At 69.8% G+C, this 24,756-nt stretch carries 21 protein-coding genes; 9 read left to right on the top strand and 12 right to left on the bottom strand.

What is annotated here, in order from left to right:
- Positions 1-14: 14 nt before the first annotated feature.
- From H5411_RS31375 to H5411_RS31365, 3 genes are all read right to left on the bottom strand, one after another.
- Positions 15-1,421: an MFS transporter gene (locus H5411_RS31375; RefSeq protein ID WP_220817752.1), complete on the bottom strand. Its 1,407-nt coding sequence runs from the start codon at positions 1,419-1,421 to the stop codon at positions 15-17.
- 89 nt (positions 1,422-1,510) lie between these two features.
- On the bottom strand, positions 1,511-3,181 hold the full coding sequence (locus H5411_RS31370) for a DUF885 domain-containing protein (protein WP_183125903.1): 1,671 nt from the start codon (positions 3,179-3,181) through the stop codon (positions 1,511-1,513).
- Positions 3,182-3,267: 86 nt separating this feature from the next.
- The gene (locus H5411_RS31365; protein ID WP_158242437.1) at positions 3,268-5,319 is read right to left on the bottom strand and encodes a prolyl oligopeptidase family serine peptidase; all 2,052 of its coding nucleotides are present in this window, start codon (positions 5,317-5,319) and stop codon (positions 3,268-3,270) included.
- A gap of 66 nt (positions 5,320-5,385) precedes the next feature.
- Here H5411_RS31365 and H5411_RS31360 point away from each other — a divergent pair, with 66 nt between their 5' ends.
- Entirely contained in the window at positions 5,386-6,060 is a 675-nt protein-coding gene (locus H5411_RS31360) for a TetR/AcrR family transcriptional regulator (RefSeq protein WP_143271340.1), read from the top strand.
- Between the two features lie 4 nt (positions 6,061-6,064).
- Here H5411_RS31360 and H5411_RS31355 read toward each other — a convergent pair whose 3' ends face one another.
- On the bottom strand, positions 6,065-7,276 hold the full coding sequence (locus H5411_RS31355) for a PucR family transcriptional regulator (protein ID WP_101434064.1): 1,212 nt from the start codon (positions 7,274-7,276) through the stop codon (positions 6,065-6,067).
- Positions 7,277-7,343: 67 nt separating this feature from the next.
- Positions 7,344-8,654 (bottom strand): NAD(P)/FAD-dependent oxidoreductase, encoded by a 1,311-nt coding sequence (locus H5411_RS31350; RefSeq protein ID WP_244194477.1) that lies wholly within the window; start codon positions 8,652-8,654, stop codon positions 7,344-7,346.
- 340 nt (positions 8,655-8,994) lie between these two features.
- Between H5411_RS31350 and H5411_RS31345 the strand changes: the two genes are divergently transcribed.
- On the top strand, positions 8,995-9,396 hold the full coding sequence (locus tag H5411_RS31345; protein ID WP_101434062.1) for a hypothetical protein: 402 nt from the start codon (positions 8,995-8,997) through the stop codon (positions 9,394-9,396).
- Positions 9,397-9,451: 55 nt separating this feature from the next.
- Entirely contained in the window at positions 9,452-10,897 is a 1,446-nt protein-coding gene (locus H5411_RS31340) for an amidohydrolase family protein (RefSeq protein WP_101434061.1), read from the top strand.
- 185 nt (positions 10,898-11,082) lie between these two features.
- Here the strand turns inward: H5411_RS31340 and H5411_RS31335 are convergent, their stop codons facing one another.
- Genes H5411_RS31335 through H5411_RS31315 form a run of 5 tightly spaced genes read right to left on the bottom strand, consistent with a single transcriptional unit; the run spans position 11,083 to position 15,729 of the window.
- Complete coding sequence (locus H5411_RS31335) at positions 11,083-11,823, bottom strand: HpcH/HpaI aldolase family protein (RefSeq protein ID WP_208637242.1); 741 nt, start codon at positions 11,821-11,823, stop codon at positions 11,083-11,085.
- Entirely contained in the window at positions 11,820-12,584 is a 765-nt protein-coding gene (locus tag H5411_RS31330; protein ID WP_312878657.1) for an SDR family NAD(P)-dependent oxidoreductase, read from the bottom strand. Before H5411_RS31330 ends, H5411_RS31335 begins: the two co-directional genes overlap by 4 nt.
- The gene (gene hisD, locus H5411_RS31325; protein ID WP_183125900.1) at positions 12,581-13,882 is read right to left on the bottom strand and encodes a histidinol dehydrogenase; all 1,302 of its coding nucleotides are present in this window, start codon (positions 13,880-13,882) and stop codon (positions 12,581-12,583) included. The genes H5411_RS31330 and hisD (H5411_RS31325) overlap by 4 nt, the downstream gene beginning before the upstream one ends.
- A complete protein-coding gene (locus H5411_RS31320) occupies positions 13,883-14,590 on the bottom strand; it encodes an alpha/beta fold hydrolase (protein WP_312878656.1) in 708 nt (235 codons plus the stop codon).
- Positions 14,587-15,729, bottom strand: a complete 1,143-nt coding sequence (locus H5411_RS31315; RefSeq protein ID WP_183125899.1) for a cupin domain-containing protein — start codon at positions 15,727-15,729, stop codon at positions 14,587-14,589. The genes H5411_RS31320 and H5411_RS31315 overlap by 4 nt, the downstream gene beginning before the upstream one ends.
- A 163-nt stretch (positions 15,730-15,892) precedes the next feature.
- Here H5411_RS31315 and H5411_RS31310 point away from each other — a divergent pair, with 163 nt between their 5' ends.
- The gene (locus H5411_RS31310) at positions 15,893-16,885 is read left to right on the top strand and encodes a LacI family DNA-binding transcriptional regulator (RefSeq protein ID WP_183125898.1); all 993 of its coding nucleotides are present in this window, start codon (positions 15,893-15,895) and stop codon (positions 16,883-16,885) included.
- A gap of 33 nt (positions 16,886-16,918) precedes the next feature.
- Here the strand turns inward: H5411_RS31310 and H5411_RS31305 are convergent, their stop codons facing one another.
- Positions 16,919-18,256: an MFS transporter gene (locus H5411_RS31305; protein ID WP_101434054.1), complete on the bottom strand. Its 1,338-nt coding sequence runs from the start codon at positions 18,254-18,256 to the stop codon at positions 16,919-16,921.
- A gap of 237 nt (positions 18,257-18,493) precedes the next feature.
- On the opposite strand from H5411_RS31305, the gene H5411_RS31300 reads away from it, so the two are divergent.
- The 5 genes from H5411_RS31300 (at position 18,494) to H5411_RS31280 (ending at position 24,295) form a co-directional block, all read left to right on the top strand.
- Entirely contained in the window at positions 18,494-19,486 is a 993-nt protein-coding gene (locus H5411_RS31300) for a nuclear transport factor 2 family protein (RefSeq protein ID WP_101434053.1), read from the top strand.
- 48 nt (positions 19,487-19,534) lie between these two features.
- Positions 19,535-20,494: a LysR family transcriptional regulator gene (locus tag H5411_RS31295; protein ID WP_101434052.1), complete on the top strand. Its 960-nt coding sequence runs from the start codon at positions 19,535-19,537 to the stop codon at positions 20,492-20,494.
- 123 nt (positions 20,495-20,617) lie between these two features.
- The gene (gene hisD / locus H5411_RS31290; protein ID WP_101434051.1) at positions 20,618-21,973 is read left to right on the top strand and encodes a histidinol dehydrogenase; all 1,356 of its coding nucleotides are present in this window, start codon (positions 20,618-20,620) and stop codon (positions 21,971-21,973) included.
- Positions 21,974-22,046: 73 nt separating this feature from the next.
- Positions 22,047-23,498, top strand: coding sequence for an APC family permease (locus tag H5411_RS31285; RefSeq protein WP_158242436.1), 1,452 nt, complete (start codon positions 22,047-22,049; stop codon positions 23,496-23,498).
- Positions 23,495-24,295, top strand: coding sequence for a nitrilase-related carbon-nitrogen hydrolase (locus tag H5411_RS31280; protein ID WP_183125897.1), 801 nt, complete (start codon positions 23,495-23,497; stop codon positions 24,293-24,295). Before H5411_RS31285 ends, H5411_RS31280 begins: the two co-directional genes overlap by 4 nt.
- Before the next feature lie 23 nt (positions 24,296-24,318).
- On the opposite strand, the gene H5411_RS31275 is transcribed toward H5411_RS31280, so the two are convergent.
- Positions 24,319-24,612 (bottom strand): PQQ-binding-like beta-propeller repeat protein, encoded by a 294-nt coding sequence (locus H5411_RS31275; RefSeq protein ID WP_143271339.1) that lies wholly within the window; start codon positions 24,610-24,612, stop codon positions 24,319-24,321.
- Positions 24,613-24,756 lie beyond the last annotated feature (144 nt).

Here is a 24,756-nt window from a genome sequence, read left to right as displayed (position 1 = left end):
ACAAGCGTTTCTGCTCATACAGCGGCGGCGATACGCCTGGGAAGAGCCAGACCGGCAGCGACCGCGAGCAAACCAACCACAGTCGCGATGACGAAGGCTGAGCTGAAGGCGGACCATGTCGGCAAGGGCGTGCCCGGGACGACGTCGCTCGCCAGAACGCTGCCGGACACCTGCGCGCCCAGTGTCCCCGCGATAGTGCGCACGATCAGGACGAAACCGATGGCGCTGGCCAGCCGCTCCGCGGGCACGGACGACGACACGATGTTGATCGCCTGGGTCAGCCCGATGCCGACGCCCAGTCCCGCCAGCCCCGCTGCGAGGGCGAGTACAACGGCGTCGTGGCGGGCCAGGAACAGGATCGCGGACGAGGCCACGACCGGGACGCAGGACAGGACCATCAAGGTCTTGCTGCCCAGCAGTTGTTCCAGCCGCCCGGTCAGGGCCGCGGAGAGACCGCCGACCACTCCCAGGGGAAGGAGCAACAGCCCGGCCGTGGTCGCTGTCTCGCCGAGCCCGTATCCGACGGCCGGAGGCGCTGCCACGATGGTCGGGAGTGCGAGGTAGACCGCGTACGTCGCCCAGCCGACCGCGAACGCGACCAGGCAGACGACGGCGACCGGTTTCCCGCCGGTGCGAAGATCGACCAACGGCCGGTCGATCCGAAGCTCGACCGCGGTGAACACGGCCAGCAGGACGACCCCCACCGCGATGAGCACGAGAAACTTCGCCGACGACCAGCCCCACGAGGGAGCCTGGGTGAGGCCGATGAGCACCGCGAACAACCCGGCGCTGAGCAGGGCCGCGCCTGCCCAGTCGACCTTGCCGTCGCCGCTGGGCCGGGTGGCCGGCAGGACGGGCACCGCCACGAGGCCGAGGAGCACCAGTGCGATCAGCGGGAGCCAGTAGAGCCAGGTGTAGGGCAGCGCCGTCAGGATCGGGCCGGAGACCAGCACACCGGCGGCCGAGCCCAATGCGGACATTCCCATGACCAGCCCGGTGCCGGTCCGCGCCGTCCCGTCGGACTGCGTATCCCGGAGAATGCCGATCCCCACCGGAACCAAGCCGAGCCCGGCGCCCTGGAGCACCTGGCCGACCGCGAGCACCACGATCGACGTGGCGACGGCGCTGAGGAACACTCCGGCCACGACCACGCCGAGCACGACGAGGAAGACCACCTTTTTGTCGCGGATGTCGCCGAGCCGTCCGATGAGCGGCGTGCACACCGCGCCGGAGAGCAACAGCCCGGTGAAAACCCAGCTGACCCCGGCGGTGGACGCGCCAACGCCCTGCTGGATCATCGGCAGCGCCGGAGCGAGCATCGACTCCAGCAGGCTGTAGACGAGGATGACGGCACCTAGGACACCCGCGGCGAAAGACCCGGTTCGCGGTGCTTTTTCCATGGTGAGCGGGGATTTCGACATTGAAAGCCTCCTCGGAGGAGAACGAACTTGGCGGGCATACGGGGGTTCGCGCATCAGGCCGGGTTCCCGGCACCGGGTTCCGGTCGCGGTCAGCGGCTCAGGCAGGTGTGCACGTTGCGCTCGACGGCCGTGAGCGGAAGGCTGCCGTGGCCGAGCACGGTTTCGTGAAACTCGCGTACGTCGAACCGGCCGCGCATTTCCCGTTCGGCCGTACGGCGCAGCTGCCAGAACTTCTCGAAACCCAGCCGGTAGGACAGCGACTGGGCAGGAAGATCGGTGCCATAGCGCAGGATCTCCGAAGCCACCTGCGCCGGTGATTCCATCGTCACCGACGACATGTATGCGCGGGCCTTGTCCTCGGACCAGCCCAGCAGGTTGATTCCCGTGTCCACGACCAGCCGCTGCGCCACGAACCGCTGGTGCAGACAGGCGCCATAGCGGTCCCACGGATCGTCGAAGAGACCCATTTCGAAGCCGAGCGAGGCCGCGTACTCGGCCCAGCCCTCGGTGTAGGCACCGAACGCATCCGCCGCGCCCTGCGCCTGCAACGGGTGCAGGGTGTCGTCCTCGGCCTGTCGCGCCAGGTGGAAGTGGTGCCCTGGCACGAGTTCGTGGAAGATCAGCGCGGTGGCCGAGATCTGCGCGCGATCGGCGAGGCCGGAACCGTTGAAGCGGTAACGGCCGACCGGATTGGTCGCGATGGGCGGCTCGTAATAGCCGAAGGTCATGCCCGCTTCCAGTTCCGGGTCGAGCCGCTGCACGCCGTACTCCGCCCGCGGCTGTACCCGGAACCATTGCCCGAGCAGGGGTTCGATGGCGGCGATGTGCCTGCGATAGGTCGCCGCGACGTCCTCGGGGCCGCGGGCGTGGAAACGCGGGTCGGCTGCGAGACGGGCCCGGTAGGCGGTCTCGTCGCCCTCGAAACCGGCCTCACGGCGGATCTCGGCCAGTTGCCCGGTCAGCTGCTCGACCGCGGCCAGGCCGAGCTCGTGCACGTCGGCGGGCTCGATGGGATAGGTGGCGTACTGGCGCACCAGCCTGCCGTACGCCTCGGCGCCGCCCCGGTACTGGCCGAGTCCAATGCCCTCGACCGCACTGTCCGCGCCCGGTCCGTCGAGATAGGCCAGCACCGCGTCGAACGCGGGCAGCAGCTCGTCGGCGATGAGCCGGTCCACGCCGTCCACCAGGCCCCCGCGCGCGGCGGCATCGAGCCCGGCCACCCGGGACTCCGCTGGCCGCAGGAACTCCGAGGCGGCGGCACGATGCGCGCGGACGGCGGTCCGGAAGCCGGGCAGGGCCGGACGTGGCAGCTGGATGCCCCGTTCGGCCTGACCGGCGAGCTTGGCACGGGCGGCTTTCACGGCGCGGGTGAAGTCACTAGCGAGGGACAAGTAGCGCCGCACGTCGTCGCCGGTGGCGAAGGTGAACGGACGGAACACCTGCTGGCCGAACAACGTCCACTCGTAGGTCTGATAGGGCGCGACCGGGAAGCTCCACCAGTAGTCCTCGTCGCCGCTGGCCAGGGTGGCGGCCACCTCGCGCACCACGGCGGCGGTCGAGGTGTCCGCATCGGACCGCGAGCCGAGCCCGGCCAGCAGCCGGCGGCCCAGCGCGGCGGCCTCGCTCGCCTCCTCATGGGTGCCGCGCGGCAGCTGGATGACCGGCTCGCCCGCCTGCAGCGCGAACTGCGGCCGGGTACGCCGCAGGTGCGCCCACAACTCGTCAGCCAGAGGGTGAGCCGGATCACTGTGTCGCGTCATGCGGGCAAACGTAAACGCCGAGGTGACCGCCCGGGAATCGACAACGGTCGCGTCCTTTCCGCTGGACGCCGCACGATCGTCGCGGGTCATCGGCGACCGCCGCCCGGCTCGAGATCGAACGTCATCATCGCGAACGAGATGAACTCCGCGACCTGCTCGGCGCGCACCGCGGGGTCGATGCCCGAAGCGTGGCCGGTGTCGCTCCACACTCGCAACAGCACCGGCTGCTCCGCCGAAGTCGAGTTCTGCAACCGGGCGGCGAGCTTGCGCGCGTGCCACGGCGGGCACCGATGGTCGGCATCCCCCGCTTCCACCAGCATGGCCGGATAGGCCACGCCTTCCCGGACGAGGTGGTACGGCGAGATTTCCAGCAAGGCTCGCACTCCGTCGACCGTCGTCGGGTCGCCCCACAGCGTCCGCACGGCCGCGAGGCCGTAGGGTTCCTCAGCCAGGCGAAGGAGATCGGCCATCGGCACCCGCGGGACGCAGACGCCGTACAAGTCAGGGCGCTGGGTCGCCACGGCCCCGGCGAGCAGACCGCCGGAACTTTCCCCGACAACGCCGATCCGCCGCGGTTCGCTGATCCCCTTCGCGATCATGTCTTCGGCGATCGCGTGCGCGTCGCGGAAGGTGTTGGCCTTGTTCGGGATGGTGCCGGCGCGGAAGAAGTCCTCGCCGTACTCGCCGCCACCACGCAGATTCAGGTGCACGTAGATGCCGCCCGCGTCGATGAAGGGCTGGAAAATGCCGGCGAACGTCGGCAGCCAGGGTGCCCGCCCGTCGCCGTAACCGTGCGCGAGGACCGGATGCGGAAGCGAGGTGTCGAGATCCGAACGGTGGACGAGATGGTAGGTCAGCGGCGTGCCGTCGGCGGCGAGGCACCGCTCAATCCGTGTCGTGGTACCGGCTATCCGCCGCTGCGGCACGGTCAGCTGCCGCAACTCCCGGGCCGCTACGTCGTAGGCGTACCAGGCGCGTGAGGAATCGAAGGTTTCGAACGGGAACACGTAGGTCGAACCCGTGGGCCGCCGATCGCCCATCGCGAGCTGCAAAATCGATCCCGCCGATCCGGGCGCGGGCAGGCCGATCTCGCCGCGGTCGGTCCCGTCGAGCGCGAGCAGCCGCACTCGGGCGTAGGTGTCGACCAGCTCGTGCACGATGAGCGCGTCGCCCCGGTACAGGCAGGTGATGAGGACCGCGTCCGACGGCGCGATCAGCTCCGCCCAGGTGCTCGTGTCATCAGCGGACGCCAGCGGGATTTTCACGAGCCTGCCGCGCGGCGCGCCGACACTCGTCACCGCGTAGAAGTGCTCGCCGACGACGACTCCGCTGAAGACTCCCTCGATCCCCCGCAGCAGAGGCGTCCAGGCACCGGACTCCATGTCCCGGACGAAGAGTGGTTTACGGGCCACCGGGTCGTTGACGATCACGCGCGAACCGTCGGCCGAGACCGCGAGATTGACGAATGTCCCGTCGACCGAAGGAATCTCCACCTGCCTGGTGCCGTCCATCCGCTGCAGCACCACCCGGAACACGAACTGGCCGGGATCGTCCGTCAGCGGATTGCAGAAGAACCCAGAGCTGTCCGGCAGCCAGGCCGCCGAGGCGACGCTCCCGTCGTACACCAGGCTCGGCCCCAGGGAGAGCTCGCGGCCGGTCTCGACCTCCACGACGTGCAGCGTGACGTGCTCGCTCCCGCGGCTCGAGACCCAGAACGCCAGCAGTCTGCCGTCCGGAGAGGGACTGAATCCGGCCAGCAGCGCGGTGTCGTCACCGGTGACCGATCGCGGATCCAGGACACACCGGACCGGTTCACCGGGTGCTTCCGCCACGACGACAACCGCGTGTGCCCCGCCGTCGGACGTGCCCATGCTGAACCACAAACCGCCCGCGTAAATCGGCGCACCGTTCTCGATCGACTGAAAGTCGGGTCCGGAGTATTCGAGCGCCGCGCGGCGGACCTCGGAGAAATGCGGCCACGCGTGGAGATGCGCTCGGCTGACGGCGTTCTGCTCCTCCTGCCAGGCCGCGACCTCGGGCGAGTCTTCCTCCAGCCACTGGTAGGGATCGTCCACCTGCGCGCCCGGCACACCGGCGACCTCGTCGACCTGACGCGTCAAAGGGTAGTCCTGAGCCATTTCCAGCCCTCCCGCTTCAACCTTCATCTGTAACTTACAGATGAAGGTTATGTACCCTTGGGTGCTATGGCGAGTCAAGACATCGAGAACGGCCCCCCGTCTGTTCGTCGGCGCCGCGGCGGCCGCAAACCGACGATCAGCAGGGAACAGATCCTTGCCACCGCGGAGAAGTTCGCTCCGGAAGATCTCTCGATACCGGCGCTGGCGTCGTCGCTCGGCGTCACGCACGCGGGGATCTACCATTACTTCTCGTCCCGCGCCGAGCTGGTGTCGGAGCTCGTCGGCCGTGCGTCGCGCCGGCTCGACGTCCCGCCGCGCGACGCCTGTTCCTGGGAGGAATGGGTCGTCGAGGCCGCGTTCGTCCTGCGGGGGCACTTCATCGACTACGCGAACACGCTCGACGTGCTCTCGATCGGGGCGTCGTTGATGTTCGCGCCCCTCAGCGAGGCGTTGCTGGCGGTTCTGCTGGATGCGGGGTTCACCATCAACCAGGCAGCCGACGCCGGGCAGCTCATTGGTTCCTGTGCCATCGGCGGCGCGATATCCGCGAGACGAGGGCGCCTCGGCAAGGCAGATCTCACCGCGGTCGCGGACGACCTGCGGGTGCCCCACGACTCCCCGCTGCGGGCGCTCGCCGCGGACGTAGCCGAGGATGACCTCGACGAGGCCTTCCGCCGATGTGTCACCACGGTGATCGAGGGGCTCAAGACCCGCCTCGCACCGGGTCGCGCCGCGCGCTGACGCGTCAGTCGCCGAGCTGGCGGCGGTACGCGGCGGCGATGGCGCGCAGCTTGAGGCCCAGGTGCAGCGCGAGCCGGTCGTCGCCGTTGTCGAGGCTGTATCCGGTGATCTGCTCGACCCGTTTGAGCCGCTGGTACAGCGTGGCCCGGTGGATGTGCAGGGAGTCGGCGGTGCGCCGGATGTTGCCGCCGCGATCGAAAAACTCGGTCAGGGTGTCGAGCAGGACGTGATGGCCGTCCTCTCGCTCGATCGCCGCCAGCGCCGGCACTTGAGCCGTACTGAGCAGGTCGTCCATCGGCAGCTTCAGCAACAGCTCGTAGGGTCCCAGCTCGCCCCAGCGGGCCACGGCACCGATGCCGGGCAGGAGCAGCGCGGCCCGCGCGGCCAGGAACGCCTGCTGATGCGAAGTGAGCACGGCGTCGAGCCTCGTGACCGTGCCGCCGAGACCGAAGACCGGACGCGAGTCGCGGTCGGTGAGCCGCTGAAACCGGCTGGTGATCCGCTCGGCCACCGACTCGACCAGCGTGCGGGCCGGGGGTTGCCGTTGGACGAGCAGGATCCAGCCGCGGGACGGGTTGGCCACCATCAGCGCCACGTCGTCGGTGACCGCGCGTACGCCGTCCTCGATGGCCGCCTCGAAGGCGACCTGTTGCGGCGGCGCGGCCGTGCGGCACTGCACGGCGAGGACGGTGAAGTGGGCACGGTCCTCGTCGAACAGCTGCTCGGCGCGCAGGTCCTCGATCGCCTGCGCGCGCACGGCGGTGTCGGGCGAGACGAGTTCCCGCAGGATGCCTTCGTGCCGGGCCTTGGTCCGTTCGCGCAGCAGCAGCCCGCGGTAGAGCACGGTGCCCGCGGCGGCCGCGGCCTCGGCAGCCGCCGTCAGCTCGGCCTCGCTGAACACTCCGTGCTCGTCGATGAGCCACAGGTAACCCAGCAGCATCCCGCTGCATCGCACCGGCGCGCACAGTCTCGGCCGGGTGCCCTCGACGTGGACGACGCCGGGCGCGGTCCAGCGGGCGATGCCCAGCGCGAGGAGGCGGTCGACCATCGGGGACTCCACGGCCCGGTTGAGCACCGAACTGACCCGCACCGGGTCCTCGTCGCCGAAGTGGCGGCTGGCCGCGAGGAGCCGGATCGAGGGGTCGTCGATGGCCACCGAGCGGTGCAGGCGCTCGGCCAGATCGTCCACAATGGACTGAAGATCACCGTCGAACATAAGCACCCATCGCTTCCCGGGCCGCGCGCCGGACACCGACGCTACCACCGTCCACGATGGACGGAGGTCAGCCCATCACGGTTCCGGAGCTGCCCGCGTTGCGCTCCCGCTTGCGCGAGAACGCGCCGAGGTCGACCCGCAGCCCGGTGTGCACGCCCTTGTACTGCACCGGGTTCGCGTCGTGGTCGGCTCCCGCCTCTACCTGCTCGATCAGGGTGCTCATCATGCGGCCCACCACCGGCGCGTTCTTGAACTGGTTGCCGCTGGTGCCCATCGCCACGTAGAACCCCGGCAGGCCCGTCCGGTCGTAGATCGGCGTCCAGTCGTCGGCCACGTCGTAGACCCCGACCACGCCGCGCGCGCGGTTCGGCACGCGCATTCCCGGCAGCCGCCGGGCCGCGCGCGTCACCTGCGCCTCGAACACGGCCATGGTCGGATTCGGGTTCGCCTCGTCCGGATCGTCGAGCCACTGCAACGGATCGCATTCCGGTTCGGTTCCGCCGACCAGCAGCCCGCCGCCGACCTCGCCGCGGAAGTAGGTGCCCAGATCCATGTCGGCCACCGCCGGCCCCACGCCGCCGGCCGGGTGGTAGCCCTCGGGCGCGAGCACGTGCGCCACCTCCTGCCGCATCGGCCGCACGCCGACGGTGAAGTCCTCCCCCACCCCGGCCAGCTCGTTGAGCTTCCCCGACCACGGCCCGGCCGCGTTCACCACCACCGGCGCCGCGATCCGCGTCCCGTCGGCCAGCACGACCGCGCGCACCCGGCCGTCCGCCGACTCGATCCCGGTCACCGCGGCCCGGAACCGGAACTCCGCGCCCTCCTTCGCCGCGGCGGCCGCCAGGTTCCGCGCGGCCAGCTGCGGATCGGTGACGTAACCGGCATCCGGGGTGTACACGCCGCCCAGCGTTTCGGTGGCGTCGGACCAGAACTCCTCGTCGTCGATGCGCTTGGGCGGCCAGTAGCGCCCGGTGTCGATGCCCGGCACCCGCCGCGCCAGCGTCGCGCCGTCCCACTCCTCGTACGGAACGCCGACCTCGTCGAGCAGCGGGACCCACCCCGACCGCGGCACCACGTCCACGTCGAGCACGACCAGGCCGCTGCGCTCGAACCGGGCCAGGTCCCCGACGTCGTGACCGAGATGATCGGCCCAGTCCGACCAGCAGAACTGCGCCTCCCAGGCCGCCGACACCCCGGCCAGGGTGGAGAAGTTGTACCGGATCACCGCGCTCGACGCACTGGTCGAGCCCTGGCCCGCCCCGCTCGCCCGGTCGGCCACGACCACCCGGCGTCCCGCCCTGGCCAGCTCCAGCGCGACGGCCGAGCCGATCACCCCCGCGCCCACCACCACGGCATCCGCGCCGATTTCCGCGCTCATCATGTCCTCCCTGACGGTGCCCGCTGCCTCACGGGGCCGTTTCCTCGCATTCGCGGTCCTGCCGATCGTGCTCGGCGAACACCTCCTTCCGCGATAGACAACTGTCGCGGCCGAACCGGTCCGCCGACAACGAATGACGGTGGTCATCGGCACGACAGCAGCGACTCCCGACCAGGAAGGGCGACTACGCGTGCATGCGGACGGCGCACCCGTCGCGACGACAGCGCGTCGTATCGACAAATGTCGAGGGCACCGCCGTGTTCTCGCGACTTTTGTACAGAGCCGCGCGGGACTCGCAGTCATACGCTACGGCTCTCATCGCCGATGATTGGGAGCAACGTTGGCCGACCTGATCTTCATGTCCCAGGAACACATCGACCGGATGAACGAGTTGCTCGGCGACTCGGCCGAGGTCGCTGCCGCGTGCGCACGGCTGGACCGCGACTACGCGATCGCCTACGAGCTGAGCGACGGACCGGGTGGCACCGTGTACTGGACGTTGCGCTTCGACCGGGAGGCGGGCGCGTCGTTCTCGCTGGAGCCGCCAGTCCACGCCGACGTGACCTATCTGTCGGATTGGGCCGAAGCGATTCGCTTCAGTCGCGCGGCTCGCGAAGGTGCTCAGGCCGCCGAACCGGTGCTCGAGACGCGCGGCGATCCGTCGGTGACCGAGCGCGTCGCCGAGGCATACTCGGTCGCGCAGAGCACCGCGACGCTTCCGACCGTATTTCCGGAAGTCTGAACGGTGCCTGCCGGGTCATGACATTGCCAGACAACGAAGTCAGGAAAGGAAGACGATGGCACTCCTGCTGACCGGTGCGACCGTCATCGACGGTGTTTCCGACAAGGCCCTCGACGGCCAGGCGATCCTGATCGAGAACAATCGCATCGCGGCTATCGGCAGGCCTGCCGAGCTCCCGGTCCCGGCAGACGCCGAAACCGTGGATTTCAGCGGAAAGTTCGTCATCCCCGGGCTGATGAACGCCAACGTGCACCTCCTCATCAGCATCTTCCTGGAAATACTCGTCCGTTACGAAGGACGTTACGAGGATTTGATCACCGAGGCCGCCCAGGTCGCCCTGAAAAGCGGAATGACGACGGTGTTCGACTCCTGGGGGCCCCGGCGCGCGCTCATCGCGGTTCGCGACAAGATCGACCGGGGCGAGGTCGCGGGCAGCCGGATTCGCTGCGCCGGCAACATCATCGGGCTCGACGGCCCGTTCTCCGGCGATTTCGACGGCAGGGTCCCGGGGATCGGGACCTCTCACCTCGTCGACCGGGTGAACGCGACGTGGGTGGAAAACACCGGCCGGCATCTGATGTGGCTGACCCCCGAGGCGGTGGGCGAAGAGGTTCGCAAGTACCTCGAACGCGGTGTCGATTTCGTCAAATACGCGTCGAACGAACACGGCGCGACGGCTGCCGGCGCCTTCATCCAGTTCTCGGAGCGCACGCAGCGCGTCATCGTCGAAGAAGCCCATCGCGCCGGGTTGACCGCGCAATCGCACACTTCCACGGTCGAGGGCCTGCGAATGTCGATCGAGGCCGGTTGCGACCTCATCCAGCATTGCAACATGACCGGGCCCACTGAGATCCCGGAGGAGACTCTCGACCTGTTCACGCGGCGAAACTGCTGTGCCGTCATTTTTCCCTTGACGGACAACGGCCTTTCCATCCTCAAGCAGTCCATTTCGGACCCCGAATGGACGATGTGGAAGGCCGCGGATGCCAATACCCGCAATCTCGTGAGCTCCGGCGCGAAGATCCTGCTCGCCAACGACGGAGGCGTTTTCGCGCCGGAGGTCATGCGGGAGCCGCTCATCAAGGGCACCTGGAACGGCTTGCCCGAGGACGAAGCTCTCGGGAGACTGGCGACAGGTCACTTCCTCTGGCTGCGGGCCATGGAGGAAAAGGGCATGTCGCCGATGGACTTGCTGCACGCGGCGACCCGCAACGTCGCCGAAGCCTACAAGGTCGACCACGATCTCGGTACACTCGAAGCGGGCAAGATCGCCGACATGGTGGTGCTCGACGCGGATCCGTTGCAGGGGGCCAAGAACTACGAGAGCATCCACGCGGTCATCAAGGACGGCGCGCTGGTAGATCTCGACGCGCTCCCGGAGCGGCCGCTGTTGACCGCAGACCTTCCCGCACCGCTCGAGGAAGAAGCCCGCTACGAAAGGTTCCTCCATCATGGTGCACGCCTGCCGGGTTGCCCGTCCTGTTTGGACGGAGCGCACTGACCCGCCTTCACGAATCTGGTGAATTCAAGGTCTCGGCCGCCCCGGTCATCGGCGGCCGAGCCGGAGAAGTCGGTTGCGCGACGGGTGTTTCGCCTGGTGCACCGCCTCGGCTGGGTGCAGCGCACCGTCGTTGGCGATTCACCCGTCCGCACCAGGGCGCCGTCCGACCATCGCGCGGACGCCGATCAGCCGAACGGCGACCTCTCGGCGAGCTCCGCCAGAGTGTGGAGCAGCACGTGCGTGATGTTGTAGATCACCAGCCCATGCGGTGCTTGCCGAGCCTGTTCCCGAGTGCCGACGATGCTCGTCATCGGCTTGCCGGCGGACTCCGCCGCTGCCGAGACAGCGTCGAGCGCCTGCGCGACCGCGGGTTCGGCGGCACCGCCGAGCGCCACCGCCAAGTCCGCTGGCCCCACCAGAACCGAGTCGACGCCTGGGATCGCGAGGATCTCGGGGGCGGCCGCGCAGGCTTCCGGTGTCTCCAGCATGGGCACCACGACGGTCGTTTCCGCCGCCTGTTCCAGGTGCTCGGCGATGCCGCGGGCACCGAACCGGCCGGCCCGGCTGTAGGTCGCGAAACCCCGCTTCCCGAGCGGTGGATAGTGCGCGGCCGCGACCGCGGCGCGGGCCTGTTCTGCGGTGTCGACGTGCGGCACGATCACCCCGTCCGCGCCGAGGTCGAGCACCCGCAGCACGAGCGCGGGTTCGGCCGCTCCGACCCGGACCAGGACGCCGAGCCCGTGCGCTTGGGCGGCCACGACGTGCTGCTGCAGCGGCACCAGGTCCGCGGGCCCGTGCTCGCAGTCGAGCACGACGAAGTCGAGCCCGGCCACTCCGGCCATCTCGACCAGCGTCTCCGCGGGCAGCCGCAGCAGGCCGCCGAGCAGTCGTTCCCCGGACCGGAGCCGTTGTTTCAGCGTGCTCACCGCGCCACCATCCCCGCCGAAAGGTCGATGTCGGCCGCGCACAGGCCCGGCATCGCCAACATCGCGAGCACCGCGGAAGCCACCTCTTCCTCGGTGACCATCCGGCCCAACGCCGCACGGCTCGTGAACGCTCGCTCGGCCTCGTCGTAGCTGACGCCGGTGCGCTCGGCCTCCAGCCGGAAATTGCGTTCCATCCGCGGACCTTCGACGGGCCCGGGCGACAGCGAGTTCACCGTCACCCCTTGCGGCCCGACCTCGCCGGCGAGCGTGGCCGTCAGGCCGAGTACGGCCATTTTGGACGCGCAGTACGGAGTGCGGCGCAGCAGCGGACGTTTTCCGCTCACCGAGGCGATGTTGACGACGTCGCCCGTGCCCCGCGCCGCCATGGGCGGCAGGAACGCCCGGCACACCAGGTAAACCCCGCGCACGTTGACCCCGAAGACCTCGTCCCACTCCTCCGGTTCGACGTCGACGAGCGGCTTGACCGGCCCGGCGACCCCGGCGTTGTTCACCAGCACCGAGATCTCCTCGTCGGCGAGTTCGTCGGCGAGAGCGCGCACCGAATCCGGATCCGCCACATCGCACACGGCTGCCCGGCCCGGTCCGGGCAGCGCCGCCACCGTTTCCTCGAGATTGTCCTTTCGCCGTCCGGCCACGACCACTCGCGCACCGGCGTCCGACAGCGCACAGGCGATCGCCCGGCCCAAACCGTTTCCGCCGCCGGTGACCAGCGCCGTGCGCCCGGCGAGCTGGCCCGTCACGCCGGGTTCCACGAAAGCTCCCGCCGCCGGAACTCGACCGCGCGCACGTCGCCGGAACGGGCGTGCCCCTCGAAAAGCTCCACGCGCGCCGCGCGCCCGCAAACCTCGCCCAGCAGCACGCTCGACTCGCTGCTCGTGACTTCCTGATAGGTCACGGTCTTGAGGTACTTCCCCACCCAAAGCCCGCCGGTGTACCGAGCGGCGCCGCGCGTGGGCAGGACGTGGTTGGTGCCGATCACCTTGTCGCCGTAGGACACGCAGGTGCCCGGGCCGAGGAAAAGCGCGCCGTAGTCCCGCATCTTCTCCAACGCCTGCCGCGGTTCCTCGGTCAGCACCTGGACGTGTTCGAACGCGTAGGTGTCCGCCAGCGCGAAGGCTTCGTCGAGGTCGTCCACGACGTGGATCTCCCCGTGGTCGCGCCAGGCCGGACCGGCGAAATCGCGAGTCGGCATCCCGGGCAGCAGCGCCTCGACGTGCTCCAGCACCTCGCGAGCGACGTCCTCGGACGTGGTGATCAGCACTGCCGGGGAGTCCGGGCCGTGTTCGGCCTGGGACAACAGGTCCACCGCGACGACGAACGGATCGGCGGTGTGGTCGGCGACGATCAGCACCTCGGTCGGACCGGCGAACAGGTCGATCCCCACCTCGCCGAACAACTGGCGCTTCGCTTCCGCGACATAAGCGTTGCCCGGCCCGGCGATGAGGTCGACGCGCCCGACGGTCTCGGTCCCGACCGCCATCGCGGCCACCGCCTGCACTCCGCCGAGGAGGTAGATCTCGTCCGCTCCGGCCAGATGCATGGCGGCGACGGTCGCCTCCGGCACTTCCCCGCGGATCGGCGGCGTACAGGCGGCAACCCGCGGCACCCCGGCCACCTTCGCGGTCACGATCGTCATGTGCGCCGAAGCGGTCAGCGGATAGCGGCCGCCGGGCACGTAGGCGCCCGCGGCGGCGACCGGAACATGCTTCTGTCCCAAGTGGACACCGGGGAGAGTCTCGATCTCGAACTCCTGCAACGAATCCCGCTGCCACTGCGCGAAGGTGCGCACCTGGTCCTGGACGAACCGGATGTCGTCGAGCACCTGGCCGGGAACGCGGGCGACGATCTTCTCGATCTCCTCGGCGGAAAGCCGGAACGACTCGGGCGACCACGCGTCGAACTTCGCCGAGCAGTCGCGGACCGCGGCGTCCCCGCGTTCGCGAATGTCGGCGATGAGGGCGCGGACCCGGTCGCTGACGTCGGTGCGCTCGGCCGCGACCTGCTCGGCCGGGACGGCGGATTTCAAGGTCTTGGGCATTCAGGACTCCTTCGAGAGGGGGGAAAGACTGCACAGCCAGTCGGCCAGCACCGCCGCCGCGGCACCGGGTGCCTCGAACGTCAGCAGGTGCCCGGCTTCCGGAAGCACCCGCAACGAGGCGTTTCGCGCTCGCGCGGCGATCGAGCGGTGGAATTCGGGCGGGCACAATCGGTCCCGGGCTCCGGAAACCACGAGCATCGGACAGGACAGGCCCGCGACGGCCGCGTGCGCGTCCTGCCGGGTCGCCTGGGCGGCGAGCTGGGCGCGGAACGTGCTGGGGCCGACCCGCTTCGCCATGGCGAGGAAACGCCGGTGCAGAACGGGATCCGGGCCGGAGAACATCGTCGGCAGGATCTCCTCCGCGACCACCGAATCGAACTCGCCGTCGCGCGTGCGGCGGTCGAACCCGGCCCAGGCAGCGAGCTGCTCAGCGGTCGGCGCGGCGGCGTTGGTCGAGACGGCGCAGAATCCGGCGAGCCGTTCCGGTGCCCGGCGGGCGACCTCGAAGCCGGCGATCGCACCGAGACTGAGCCCCCCGAGCACGAACGGGCCCTCGACCGCGGCCAGGATCTGCTCGGCCATCCCGCCGATGTCCGGCGCGGTGATCTCCGCGTCGACGACCGGCCCCGGCAGCTGTGGCCGCACGTCCGCCCAGACGTCGGCGTCGCACAGCATTCCCGGGACCAGCACCACGGGCAGAGCGGTCACCGGCCGGCCGCGCGAGGCAGCAAATGCCAGGGCGCGAGGTAACCGTTGTGGTCCCGTCCCACCCCGGCGTCGGCCGCCGCCTTGACGACCTCGTCGTCCCAGTCGAGCCGAACGCGGCCGTCTCCGCTGTTGACGACCAGCAGCGTCGCCTGTTCGCCGGAGACGTTGCGGATGCTGCGCCACGCACCACGCGGCACGGAGACCATGTCCCAGGGGCCGAGGCGCACGCTCACCTCGTCGTGCCGGTTGAGCGTCACCTCCCATTCGCCGTCCTTGACCAGCAGCACCTGCGTTTCGTCGTGCCGGTGCAGCGGAATGCCCTCTCCCGGCTCGGCGCGCAGCCACGCGACGTTGTGCCCGTGCGGGTGGTAGACCCGCGGCTCCTGGTCTCGATCCTCGGTCATGCCGAAGCCGATCACCGGGGCCAATTCCACGCGCCCGCCGGAAACCGCGGTGCCCAGCAGAGCTCGGCTCGACCACTGCAAATCGTCGCTCGTGGCGACCCGGCGGCGCAGCTTCGCGGCGTCGTAGGACGGCAGGGCCGCGATGTCCGCCGGGGCCATCGGCTGGATCAGCTCCGCCGGGTCGGGAACCTCGTCCCCCGCGAGAGTGTCGACCAGCTGGTTGTCCGCGGTCAGATACAAGCCGTGGCCCGCGGCCTCGCGCAGCACCGAGGGACCCCAGATGATGCCGCCGGTGTCGTCGTGGCCGAGGACGGTGAACAGCCAGCCGTCGTCCGGGCCGATGTTGGTGAACCCGCGGAAAATCCACGTCGGGATCGACGCGATGTCGCCCTCGCGCAGCACCAGCTCGCCTTCGTCGCCGTCCGCGCCCCAGCGGAGCAGGAACTCGCCGCGGAAGCACAGGAACACTTCCGCGGTGAAGTGCAGGTGCAGGTTGTTCGTGATCCCGTGCGGCATCGCGGCGGCGCCGATGTTGAACCCGTGCGGCTCGCGCAGGTTCACCACCTGGTCCGCGTTCTGGGTCACCCCCGGGCCGATCATCGAGTAGTTCTCCTTGCGGTCCGACCCCGGCGTCCGGCAGTCGATGAACGCCTGGTCGCAGGACACGAAATCTGCCCGCCGGATCGTCCGGCGGGCCAGTTCGCCGGCCGGCACCGGCCCGTCGTCGGTACGCATGGCACCCCTCCGAAAGCTGATTGTTTATACGTATGCATACGACCATCGGCGCGGCGGTCTGTCAAGGCACTCCAGCGTCCGGCTTTCTGGCGAGCCGCGCGAGGCCGGTCCGGAATTTCCGCTAGGATCCGTATGCACAAGCCGTTGCGCGGAAGAGGAGCCGATGCCGATCACGAGCCACGACGTGGCCCGGCTCGCCGGGGTGTCGCAGCCGACCGTGTCCCGGGCGCTGCGCGGGGACCACCGGGTTTCGGAGGCCACCCGCGTCCGCGTGCGCGAGGCCGCGGACGCGCTGGGCTACGTGCCGAGCGAAGCCGGACGGAGCCTGGCCACCCGGTCGACGCACTGCGTCGGAGTGGTCGTCACGGATCTGGCCAACCCGTTCTACCCGCACCTGATCGGCCCGCTGCACGACACGCTCGAACAGCACGGCTACCGGATAATGCTCTTCGCCGAACGCAGCGAGGCCGCGCTGGAGACCGAGCGGCTGCTGGACCGGTCGATCGACGGGGTCGTGCTCACCACCGCGGTGATCGGCTCGGCCCTGCCCGCCGAACTCGCCCGCCGCGGCCTCCCGTTCGTCTTCCTCAACCGGGAAACCGGCGCCGGCGACGCCGACGCGGCGGTCGTCGACAACGAGGCGGGCGGGCGGCTGGTCGCCGAGGAGCTGCTGCGGCTGGGCCATTCGGACATCGCCCTGATCGGCGGCCCGGGCGACACGACCACCGGACGCGATCGGGAGCACGGCTTCCGGATCAGCCTTTCCGAGGCGGGCGTCGGCCTGCCGCGCCGCTGGGTCCGCCAGGGCCCGTTCGACTACGGCACCGGGTACGAGGGCCTGCTTGACTTGATGTCCGACGGCCCGCGTCCCACCGCGGTCTTCTGCGGCAACGACGTCATCGCGATCGGCGCGATCAACGCCGCCCGCCGGCTCGGCCTGGACATCCCGGGCGACCTCACCGTCATCGGCTTCGACGACCTGCCGATGGCCGCCTGGGAGACGTTCGACCTGACGACGGTCCGCCACGACCTCGACGGGATGGCCAAGGCCGCGGCGGAACTCCTGGTCGAACGCCTCTCCGGAAACGCCGAACCCCCGCGGCGCACGGTGTTCGCGCCCTCTCTCGTGTCCCGGGGAACGCACGCGCCGCGATGACTCCCGCTGCCGCGGCAGCGGGAGTCCGACGGCTCATCGCGCGTATTTGTCCGCGGAGAGGTCGCTGCGGTAGGTCTCCTTCATGAAGACCGTGATCACTACCAGCGCCAGCACGGCCGCGGCCGCGAGGTACGCCCACACCGCGTAGATCGTGCCGAACTCCGCCACGAGCAGGGTCGCGACGAACGGCGTGATGCCCATGAAGATCGAGAACGAACAGTTGTAGGCGATCGAGCTCGCGCTGAACCGGGTCCGGGTCGCGAACATCTCCGCCGCGCACACCGTGACGATGCCGGTCAGGAAGAACTCCGGGACGAGATAGATCAGCTGGCTCGCCACCGCGGCCCCGAAGGTGCCTGCCTGGCCGACCCGGAACGCCAGCGGCACCAGCACGATGCAGCACACCGCCCCGGTGACGAGCATCGGCTTGCGCCCGATGCGGTCGGAGATCGCGCCCGCCAGCGGCAGCAGCGGGATCAGCACCGCGACCGAGATCGCGTTCGACAGCCAGGCCGCGGACTTCGACAGGTGCAGCGTTTCCGACAGGTATTCGGGATAGAAGGTGACCCAGGCGTAGGACAGGATCGCGAGCATGATCGACGCGCCGCAGAACACCAGGATCGGCCGCCACTGCGAACGCAGCGCTTCGCGGAGGGGCGCTTCGACGACATTCGTCCCGTGCTCGGTGGCGGCGACGAATTCCGGCGTCTCGTCGAGCCGGCTGCGCAGCCACACCCCGATCGCGCACAACGGCAGCACCGCCAGGAACGGGATCCGCCAGCCCCAGCTGTGCAGCGCCGCGTCGCTGAACAAGGCACTCATCAGCGCGGCCGTGCCGGCTCCGGCGAGGATGCCGAAGAAGCAGCTGTTCGACGCGAACGACGTGTAGAACCCACGCCGGCGCGGCTCGGCCCACTCGACCACGAACGCGACCGCGCCGACATACTCGCCGCCCGCGACCATGCCTTGCAGCACGCGCAGCACCAGCAGGATCAGCGGAGCCGCCAGCCCGATCTGGCCGTAGGTGGGCAGCACGCCGATCGCCGCCGTGGACACGCCCATGAACAGCACCGTCCACAGCAGCACCTTCTTGCGCCCCAGCCGATCGCCCCACCGGCCGAGCAGAGTCCCGCCCAGCGGACGGACCAGGCAGGCGATCGCGATCACCGCGTACGCGCTCAGCACGCTCGCGGTGTGGTCGCTCGCCGGGAAGAAGGACGCCGCGAGGACCGGCGCCATGTAGCCGTAGAGCCCGTAATCGAACTGTTCGACGAAGTTGCCGATACTGCCGGCGAGGATCACCCGGCGGATCACCTTTCGACGTCCGGTCGCCTCGGCGGACGCGGCTGCGGTGGGCGCGACGGTGGACATGACACCTCCAGTGGCGTCTCACAACGGCTCAGCCGTTTGCATACGTATGGATGGCAACTTAAGTGGCCCGGGTCACCGGGTCAAGGCCACCGCGACCACGAATTTTCCCAAGGTGGTGCCCGCGTGATCATTCGGACGGCGCTCTCGGTCGCTTCCCTTGCCGCCGGGAATGCATACGGATACAGTGCCCATCGCCAGAGTGCCCGCCGTCAGCTCCCCGCCGAGAAAGGAACCACCATGCCGCTCGATCCGGTCGCCTACCAGCCCTACGAGGACCCGGACGACTTCATCCGCGAGGTCACCGACCGGATCTGGGTGCAGCGCGACATCTCCTACATCGTCGACAACTACGAACCCGACTCGATTGTGCACGGCGGCCTCGGCACCGTGACCGGCCGGGAAGGCGTCATCGAAGGCAGCCTGATGCGGATCGCGCAGGTGCCGCAGCACGTGGGCCAGGCCGAGGACGTCGTCTGGGAGGCCCGGGGCGACGACGCCTTCCTCAGCTCGCACCTCGTTTTCTCCAGCGACACCCACCTCGTGGACGGCCGGCCGGTGCCGGTCCGCAAGCGCACCATCGCCAACTGCCTGTACCGGCGCGGACGGATGGTCGAGGAATGGGTCGTCCGGGACGACCTCGCGGACTGCCTGCAGCTCGGGCTCGACCCGGCCGAAGTGGCGCGCGGGCTGCGCTTCCGCGGCTACGAAGGCTCGATGACGAAACCCGCGCCCGCCGACGTCCTCGCCGCGGGCGACAGCGGGCCGCGCGCGGACGACTACCGGCCCGAATGCGAAATGGTGCTGGAGTTCGTCGAAGAGGTCTGGAACGCACGCCGGCTGCACAAGGTCGGCGAATACATGCAGCGAGACCTGTTCCTGCACACCGTCGGCGACCGGACGGTGCTCCGGCCCGACGGGTACCAGAAGGATCTGCTCACCCAGATCGCGCCGTTCCCGGACGCCCGGTTCGAGATCCGCGACATCCAGGCCAACAACGCCGCGCGCTACGCCGGGCTGCGCATCGCCGTGCTCTGGGTGATGCGGGGCAGCTATCGCGGGGTCGCCGATTTCGGGCCGCTGACCGGCAAGCCGGTCGAACTGCTCGGCGTATCGCAATTCCTCGTGCAGAACGGGCGGATCGTGCGCGAGGTCCGGGTGTTCGACCAGATCTCGCTCCGGGCGCAGATCAACGGCCACGAGAGCTCGTTCGCCGAAACCAACATCTACTGACCCCGCATCTACTGACCCCGCCGGGCGGCGCCCGCTTAGGATCGGCCGATGGAGCAGGAGTCCCGGGACGGCGACCGGGTGACCTTGAACCAGCTGCGGGCGTTCGTCGCGGCGGAAAGCCGGGGCTCGTTCACCCGGGGCGCCGTCCAGCTGGAGATTTCCCAGGCCTCGATGTCGGAATTGATCCGCCGGCTCGAGGAAGAGCTCAACGCGGTCCTCTTCCATCGCGGCGCGCGCCGGCTGACGCTCACCGCGGCCGGCGAGGAACTGCTGCCGTTCGCCCGCCGCGCGGTCCACGCGACCGACGAGGGCGTCCGCGCGGTGCAGTCGCTTGGTTCGCTGGGCGGCGGGACCGCGACCTTCGGGGTCCTCCGCAACGCGGACTACTACCTGCTCGGCAATCTCGCGCAGACCTTCCACCGCCGGTATCCGTCGGTCAAGGTCCGGCTGGTCGGGCAGAATTCCGCGGAGACCGCGGACGCCATCCGGGCCGGCGACATCGAGGCCGGGCTCATCGTGCTTCCGGTCGACGACGAGGGCCTGGACATCACGCCGCTGATGCGGGACGAGGTCCGCTACGTGAGCGCCGACCCGGCCGCGGCCGCGAAACCGGTCAGCATCCGGCAATTCGCGGCCGCGCGGCTGGTCCTCTACGACGCCCGCTACGGCTGGCGGGACCCCACCCGCCGGCAGCTCGCCGACCGGGCTCAGCTCGCCGGCGTGCGGATCGAGCCGATCTTCGAGATCGAGCACGTGGAAGCCGCGCTGAAGCTGGTCGCGGACGGGGCCGGCGACACCATCGCCAGCACCGCCGTGGTCCGCAGCGCCGCGTTCCCCCCAGGACTGCACACGGCGCCGTTCGAAGAGCCGCTTTTCGACACCATCGCCATCGCGCGCAAGCGCGGCCGCCCGTTGTCGCGCGCCACGCGGGAATTGGCCCGGCTGGCTGAGGACGCGGTCAGCGACGCCCGCGGCCCGGCCGCCCGCCCCAAGCGCACCCGCGGCTAGCAGTGTCCGGTTTGGACAGTTTCGCGTCCGGGCACCGCACCCGGAGGCATCGGGCAATCCGATGGCTCGGTCAGGATCGCACCCTCTGGTCCGTTGGCTGAATCGCGCTTACCGTCTCGTGCCATGCAGATCACCCCCTCCGAGGCAGCCCAGCTCGGCCCGTTGACCTGGCTCAAGAAGCCCGCTGTGGACGGGCCTCCGGCCCAGCGCGACCCGCGCGTCGTCGAACGCGTCAGCGAAATGCTGCGCGACATCGAGCGCCGCGGCCTCGCCGCGGTCCGCCAGTACTCCGAAGACCTCGACGGCTGGACCGGCTCGCTCGAACTCGGCCAGGACGAGCTGCGCCGTTCCGGCGACCAGCTGCCCGCCGACCTGCGCGCGGCCCTCGAACTCGGCTACGAGCGCACCAGCCGGTTCGCCGCCGCCCAGCGCGAACACCTGACCGACTTCGAGATCGAACTGGCCGATTCGGTCGTCTGCGGGCAGCGCTACGTACCGGTCCGCCGGGTCGGCGCCTACCTGCCCGCCGGCCGATTCCCGTTGCTGGCCAGCGCGTTCATGACGGTCGGCGTCGCCAAGGCCGCGGGCGTGCCGTCCGTTCTCGCGTGCACTCCCCCGTCCGGCGAGCACGGCGCGCATCCGGCGGTGCTTTACGGCGCCTACCTTTCCGGCGCGGATCGCGTGTTCGCCCTCGGCGGCGTCCAGGCGCTCGGCGCGATGGCGTTCGGGCTCCTGGACGAGGCCCCGGTGGACATGCTCGTCGGCGCGGGCAACGCCTACGTCACCGAAGCGAAGCGGCAGCTGTTCGGCCAGGTCGGCATCGACCTGCTCGCCGGACCGTCCGAAGTGGCCGTGATCGCCGACGAGACCGCCGACCCCGACTGGGTCGCGGCCGATCTGCTCGGACAGGCCGAGCACGGACCCAACTCGCCGGCCGCGCTGGTGACCACGTCCGAGGAGTTCGGCCGCCAGGTCATCGCCGCCATCGACCGCCGCCTGGCGACGCTCGCCACCAGCGAGGTGGCCGGTCCGGCGTGGCGCGACTTCGGCTCGGTCGTCGTCGCCCGCGACGCGGCCCAGGCCGCCGCGGTCAGCGACGTCTGGGGCCCCGAGCACCTCGAAATCCAGACCGCGGACGACGACTACTACCTCAAGAACCTCGCCAACTACGGCTCGCTGTTCCTGGGCCGGTGGAGCACCGTCGCCTACTCCGACAAGGGGATCGCGGGCACCAACCACGTCCTGCCGACCGGCAAGACCTCCCGCTACAACGCCGGTCTGTCGGTCTCGCGCTTCCTCAAGCCGCTCACGTACCAGCGCGCCGCCAAGGAAGGCACCGCCGCGCTGGCGCCAGCGGTCGAACGGATTTCCGCGTTCGAGGGCCTGGCCGCGCACGAGGCCACCGCCACCGTCCGCATCGAACACATCGGCCGCCACTCCGGCGCGTTCGACGGCACTCCCGCCGTCGACCGGAACTGACCACGATCACCCGGCCCGTCCCCGCCGCCATGTGCCGCGCCCCGGCACCGAAACCAGACAGAGGCTGATGGACATGTCCGCACCCGCCAACGGAAACCAAGCCGCCGCACCGGAAAGACTGCGACGAGAACTCAAAGTCACGGACGCGGCCGCGTTCTCCGTCGGTCTCATCGGCCCGGTCGGCGCCATGGCGCTGCTCGGCGTGGGCGCGGCCGGCCTGCTCGGCGAAGGCGCCACCTGGGCCTTCGTTTTCGCCATCCTCGGCGTCTCGCTGGTCGGCTACGGCTTCGTCAAGCTCTCGCAGCACATCTCGCACACCGGATCCGTCTACGCGCTGGTCGGCCGCACCCTCGGCCCGCGCGCCGGATTCGTCGCCGGGGCCGCGCTGTTCACCGCGTACGCGACCATCGGCACCGGCTCGACCATTGAAATCGCGTTGTTCTTCAACAAAGTCCTCGGGCAGCTAGGCCTGGCCGGGGCCGGGGCGTCCGAATGGATCTGGACCGCCTTGGTCGCGCTGGTGCTGGTGGTCGCGCTGTCGCTGAGCGAAATCCGCGTCATCACGCGGATTCTGCTGATCTGCGAACTGGCCGGGGCCGCGCTGGTCGGCTTGCTCAGCATCGTGATCATCGTGCGGGTCGCGGCCGGCCACGGTCCGCACGGGCAGACCTTCAGCTGGAATTTCCTGCATCTGCCCGCCGGCACCGGAGTCGGCACGATCGCCGGCGCCGCGGTGTTCGGGTTCCTCGCGTTCGCCGGGTTCGAAGGCGCCGCGTCGCTCGGCGAGGAGACGATGAACCCCAAGCGGGAGATCCCCCGCGCCCTGAAGATCACCATCGTGGTGGTCGGCGCGTTCTTCCTGCTCGCCATCGTCGGGCAGGCCCTCGGCTACGGCACCGGACCGGCCGGGGTGAAAGCCTTCTCCGCGGCCGAAGATCCGTACGGCGACCTGGCCGGGCAGTACCTCGGCAGCGCGATGGGCGTCCTGCTGAACCTGGTCGCCAGCGTGAGCCTGTTCGCGATCACCCTCGGCACCGTCAACGGCGCGGCCCGGGTCGGCTACGCGCTGATTCGCGACGCCGGGGTCCCCGGTCCGGTCGTGCGGCTGACCAAACGCGGAGCGCCGGTCGGCACGATCGTCGTGACCAGTCTCCTGATCCTCTGCTTCGCCGTCGGGCAACGACTGGCCGGGACCGGAGTCCTGGACGCCACTTTCTACTGGCTCACCATCGGAACCATCTCCCTGCTCGTCGCCTACGCCATGGCCACCGTCGGCGCGTTCCGGTTCCTTTTCCTCAGCGGCCGGCCGAACGCGCCGCGCTGGCAGGCAGTCGTCCCGGTGCTCGCACTCGCCTTCATCGCGTACACGATCTTCAAGAACGTGGTGGGCGTGTCCGGCCCGTACCGGTTCTTCCCGTACATCATTCTCGCGGTTCTCCTCGTAGCCACCGTCGTCGTGGCCGCGGTGCCCGGCCTCGCCGACCGGGTCCGGACGCGGATCGCCGATCAGGGAGACAGCGAATGACCCGGATCGTCTGCGTCCAGCTCGCTCCGCGCGTCGGCGAGCTGGACGCGAACCACCGCCAGATCGTCAGCACGATCGCCGAAACGAGGGCCGACATTCTCGTCCTGCCGGAACTGGCCACGAGCGGATACGTCTTCGAGTCGGCGGCCGAGGCCGCGGAGTGCGCGATTCCGCCGGACGACCCGAAGATCGGCGAGTGGGCAGCAGCGATCAACGGCGACTCGGTGGTCGTCTGCGGATACGCCGAACGCGGACCCGGGGGCGTTCTGTACAACAGCGCGGTTCTGCTTGATTCCACTGGAGTCCTGGCCAGCTACCGGAAAACCCACCTGTGGGACCGGGAGAAGCTGTTCTTCGCCCCGGGAAGCCAGCCTCCGCCGGTCGTCGCCACCCGGTTCGGCCGGATCGCGGTCATGGTCTGCTACGACCTGGAATTCCCGGAATACACCCGGCGCGTCGCCCTCGACGGCGCCGACCTGATCGCCGTCCCGACCAACTGGCCCGAAGTCGCCCGGCCCGAGGGAGAACGGCCGCCGGAAGTCCTCATCGCCCAAGCCGCCGCCCGCGTCAACCGGGTCGCCATCGCCTGCTGCGACCGCTCCGGAACCGAACGCGGCCAACGGTGGACGGAGGGAACGACGATCGTCAGCGACGACGGCTGGATCGCGGCCACCGCGGGACCGGACGGCCGCGCAGAGTGGGACGCAGACCTCGTTTCGGCCCGGGACAAGAACATCAGTACCCGCAACCACCTCTTTGGCGATCGGAGAACCGATCTGTACGGGCTGTCTCGCTGAAGCCTGACGGGGATTTCGTCGTGTCAGGCACCGGAAACAGCGACCACGCCGGTCATGGTGCCGACATAGGCGTGGTCCCCGGACAGGGTGGGAGAGGTGAAATGCGGGACGGTGCCTAGATTCAGCTGGCCCCGCACCGAGCCGTCGGCGGGTGCCAGGGCGTACAGGACGTTCTCCGTGGCGGCCAGGATCTGCCCGCCAACCACCAGCGGCTGCCCGTACATCGCACCGTCCAAAGTGGTCTGCCAGGCCGTCCCGAGCGTGCCCAGCGGTGCGAGATCGACCGCGTCGCCGGTGGCCGATGACTCCACTGGCACCGCAGTATCCCGCGCGACAGCGCCGAGCGGCGCGGGCCGTCCAGGCTAACCGGCAACGCCCCCTCCGAGCCGCGGATCGGAGGGGGCCCAACATCGGCTACGGCGGTGAGTGTTCTCCGCGACGGGGCCTGGCTCGGGGGTCGG

Origin of the sequence: Amycolatopsis echigonensis (genome assembly GCF_014174495.1) — a bacterium.
GTDB classification, from domain to species: domain Bacteria; phylum Actinomycetota; class Actinomycetes; order Mycobacteriales; family Pseudonocardiaceae; genus Amycolatopsis; species Amycolatopsis echigonensis.
Note: the sequence above shows the minus strand (reverse complement) of the source record. Positions and strands in the feature narration are given on the sequence as shown.

Excerpts from the sequence above, each read along its gene's own strand:
- H5411_RS31375 (WP_220817752.1), bottom strand. The coding sequence starts at position 1,421 with ATGTCGAAATCCCCGCTCACCATGGAAAAAGCACCGCGAACCGGGTCT.
- H5411_RS31370 (WP_183125903.1), bottom strand. The coding sequence starts at position 3,181 with ATGACGCGACACAGTGATCCGGCTCACCCTCTGGCTGACGAGTTGTGG.
- H5411_RS31365 (WP_158242437.1), bottom strand. The coding sequence starts at position 5,319 with ATGGCTCAGGACTACCCTTTGACGCGTCAGGTCGACGAGGTCGCCGGT.
- H5411_RS31360 (WP_143271340.1), top strand. The coding sequence starts at position 5,386 with ATGGCGAGTCAAGACATCGAGAACGGCCCCCCGTCTGTTCGTCGGCGC.
- H5411_RS31355 (WP_101434064.1), bottom strand. The coding sequence starts at position 7,276 with ATGTTCGACGGTGATCTTCAGTCCATTGTGGACGATCTGGCCGAGCGC.
- H5411_RS31350 (WP_244194477.1), bottom strand. The coding sequence starts at position 8,654 with ATGAGCGCGGAAATCGGCGCGGATGCCGTGGTGGTGGGCGCGGGGGTG.
- H5411_RS31340 (WP_101434061.1), top strand. The coding sequence starts at position 9,452 with ATGGCACTCCTGCTGACCGGTGCGACCGTCATCGACGGTGTTTCCGAC.
- hisD (WP_183125900.1), bottom strand. The coding sequence starts at position 13,882 with ATGCCCAAGACCTTGAAATCCGCCGTCCCGGCCGAGCAGGTCGCGGCC.
- H5411_RS31315 (WP_183125899.1), bottom strand. The coding sequence starts at position 15,729 with ATGCGTACCGACGACGGGCCGGTGCCGGCCGGCGAACTGGCCCGCCGG.
- H5411_RS31310 (WP_183125898.1), top strand. The coding sequence starts at position 15,893 with ATGCCGATCACGAGCCACGACGTGGCCCGGCTCGCCGGGGTGTCGCAG.
- H5411_RS31305 (WP_101434054.1), bottom strand. The coding sequence starts at position 18,256 with ATGTCCACCGTCGCGCCCACCGCAGCCGCGTCCGCCGAGGCGACCGGA.
- H5411_RS31300 (WP_101434053.1), top strand. The coding sequence starts at position 18,494 with ATGCCGCTCGATCCGGTCGCCTACCAGCCCTACGAGGACCCGGACGAC.
- H5411_RS31295 (WP_101434052.1), top strand. The coding sequence starts at position 19,535 with ATGGAGCAGGAGTCCCGGGACGGCGACCGGGTGACCTTGAACCAGCTG.
- hisD (WP_101434051.1), top strand. The coding sequence starts at position 20,618 with ATGCAGATCACCCCCTCCGAGGCAGCCCAGCTCGGCCCGTTGACCTGG.
- H5411_RS31285 (WP_158242436.1), top strand. The coding sequence starts at position 22,047 with ATGTCCGCACCCGCCAACGGAAACCAAGCCGCCGCACCGGAAAGACTG.
- H5411_RS31280 (WP_183125897.1), top strand. The coding sequence starts at position 23,495 with ATGACCCGGATCGTCTGCGTCCAGCTCGCTCCGCGCGTCGGCGAGCTG.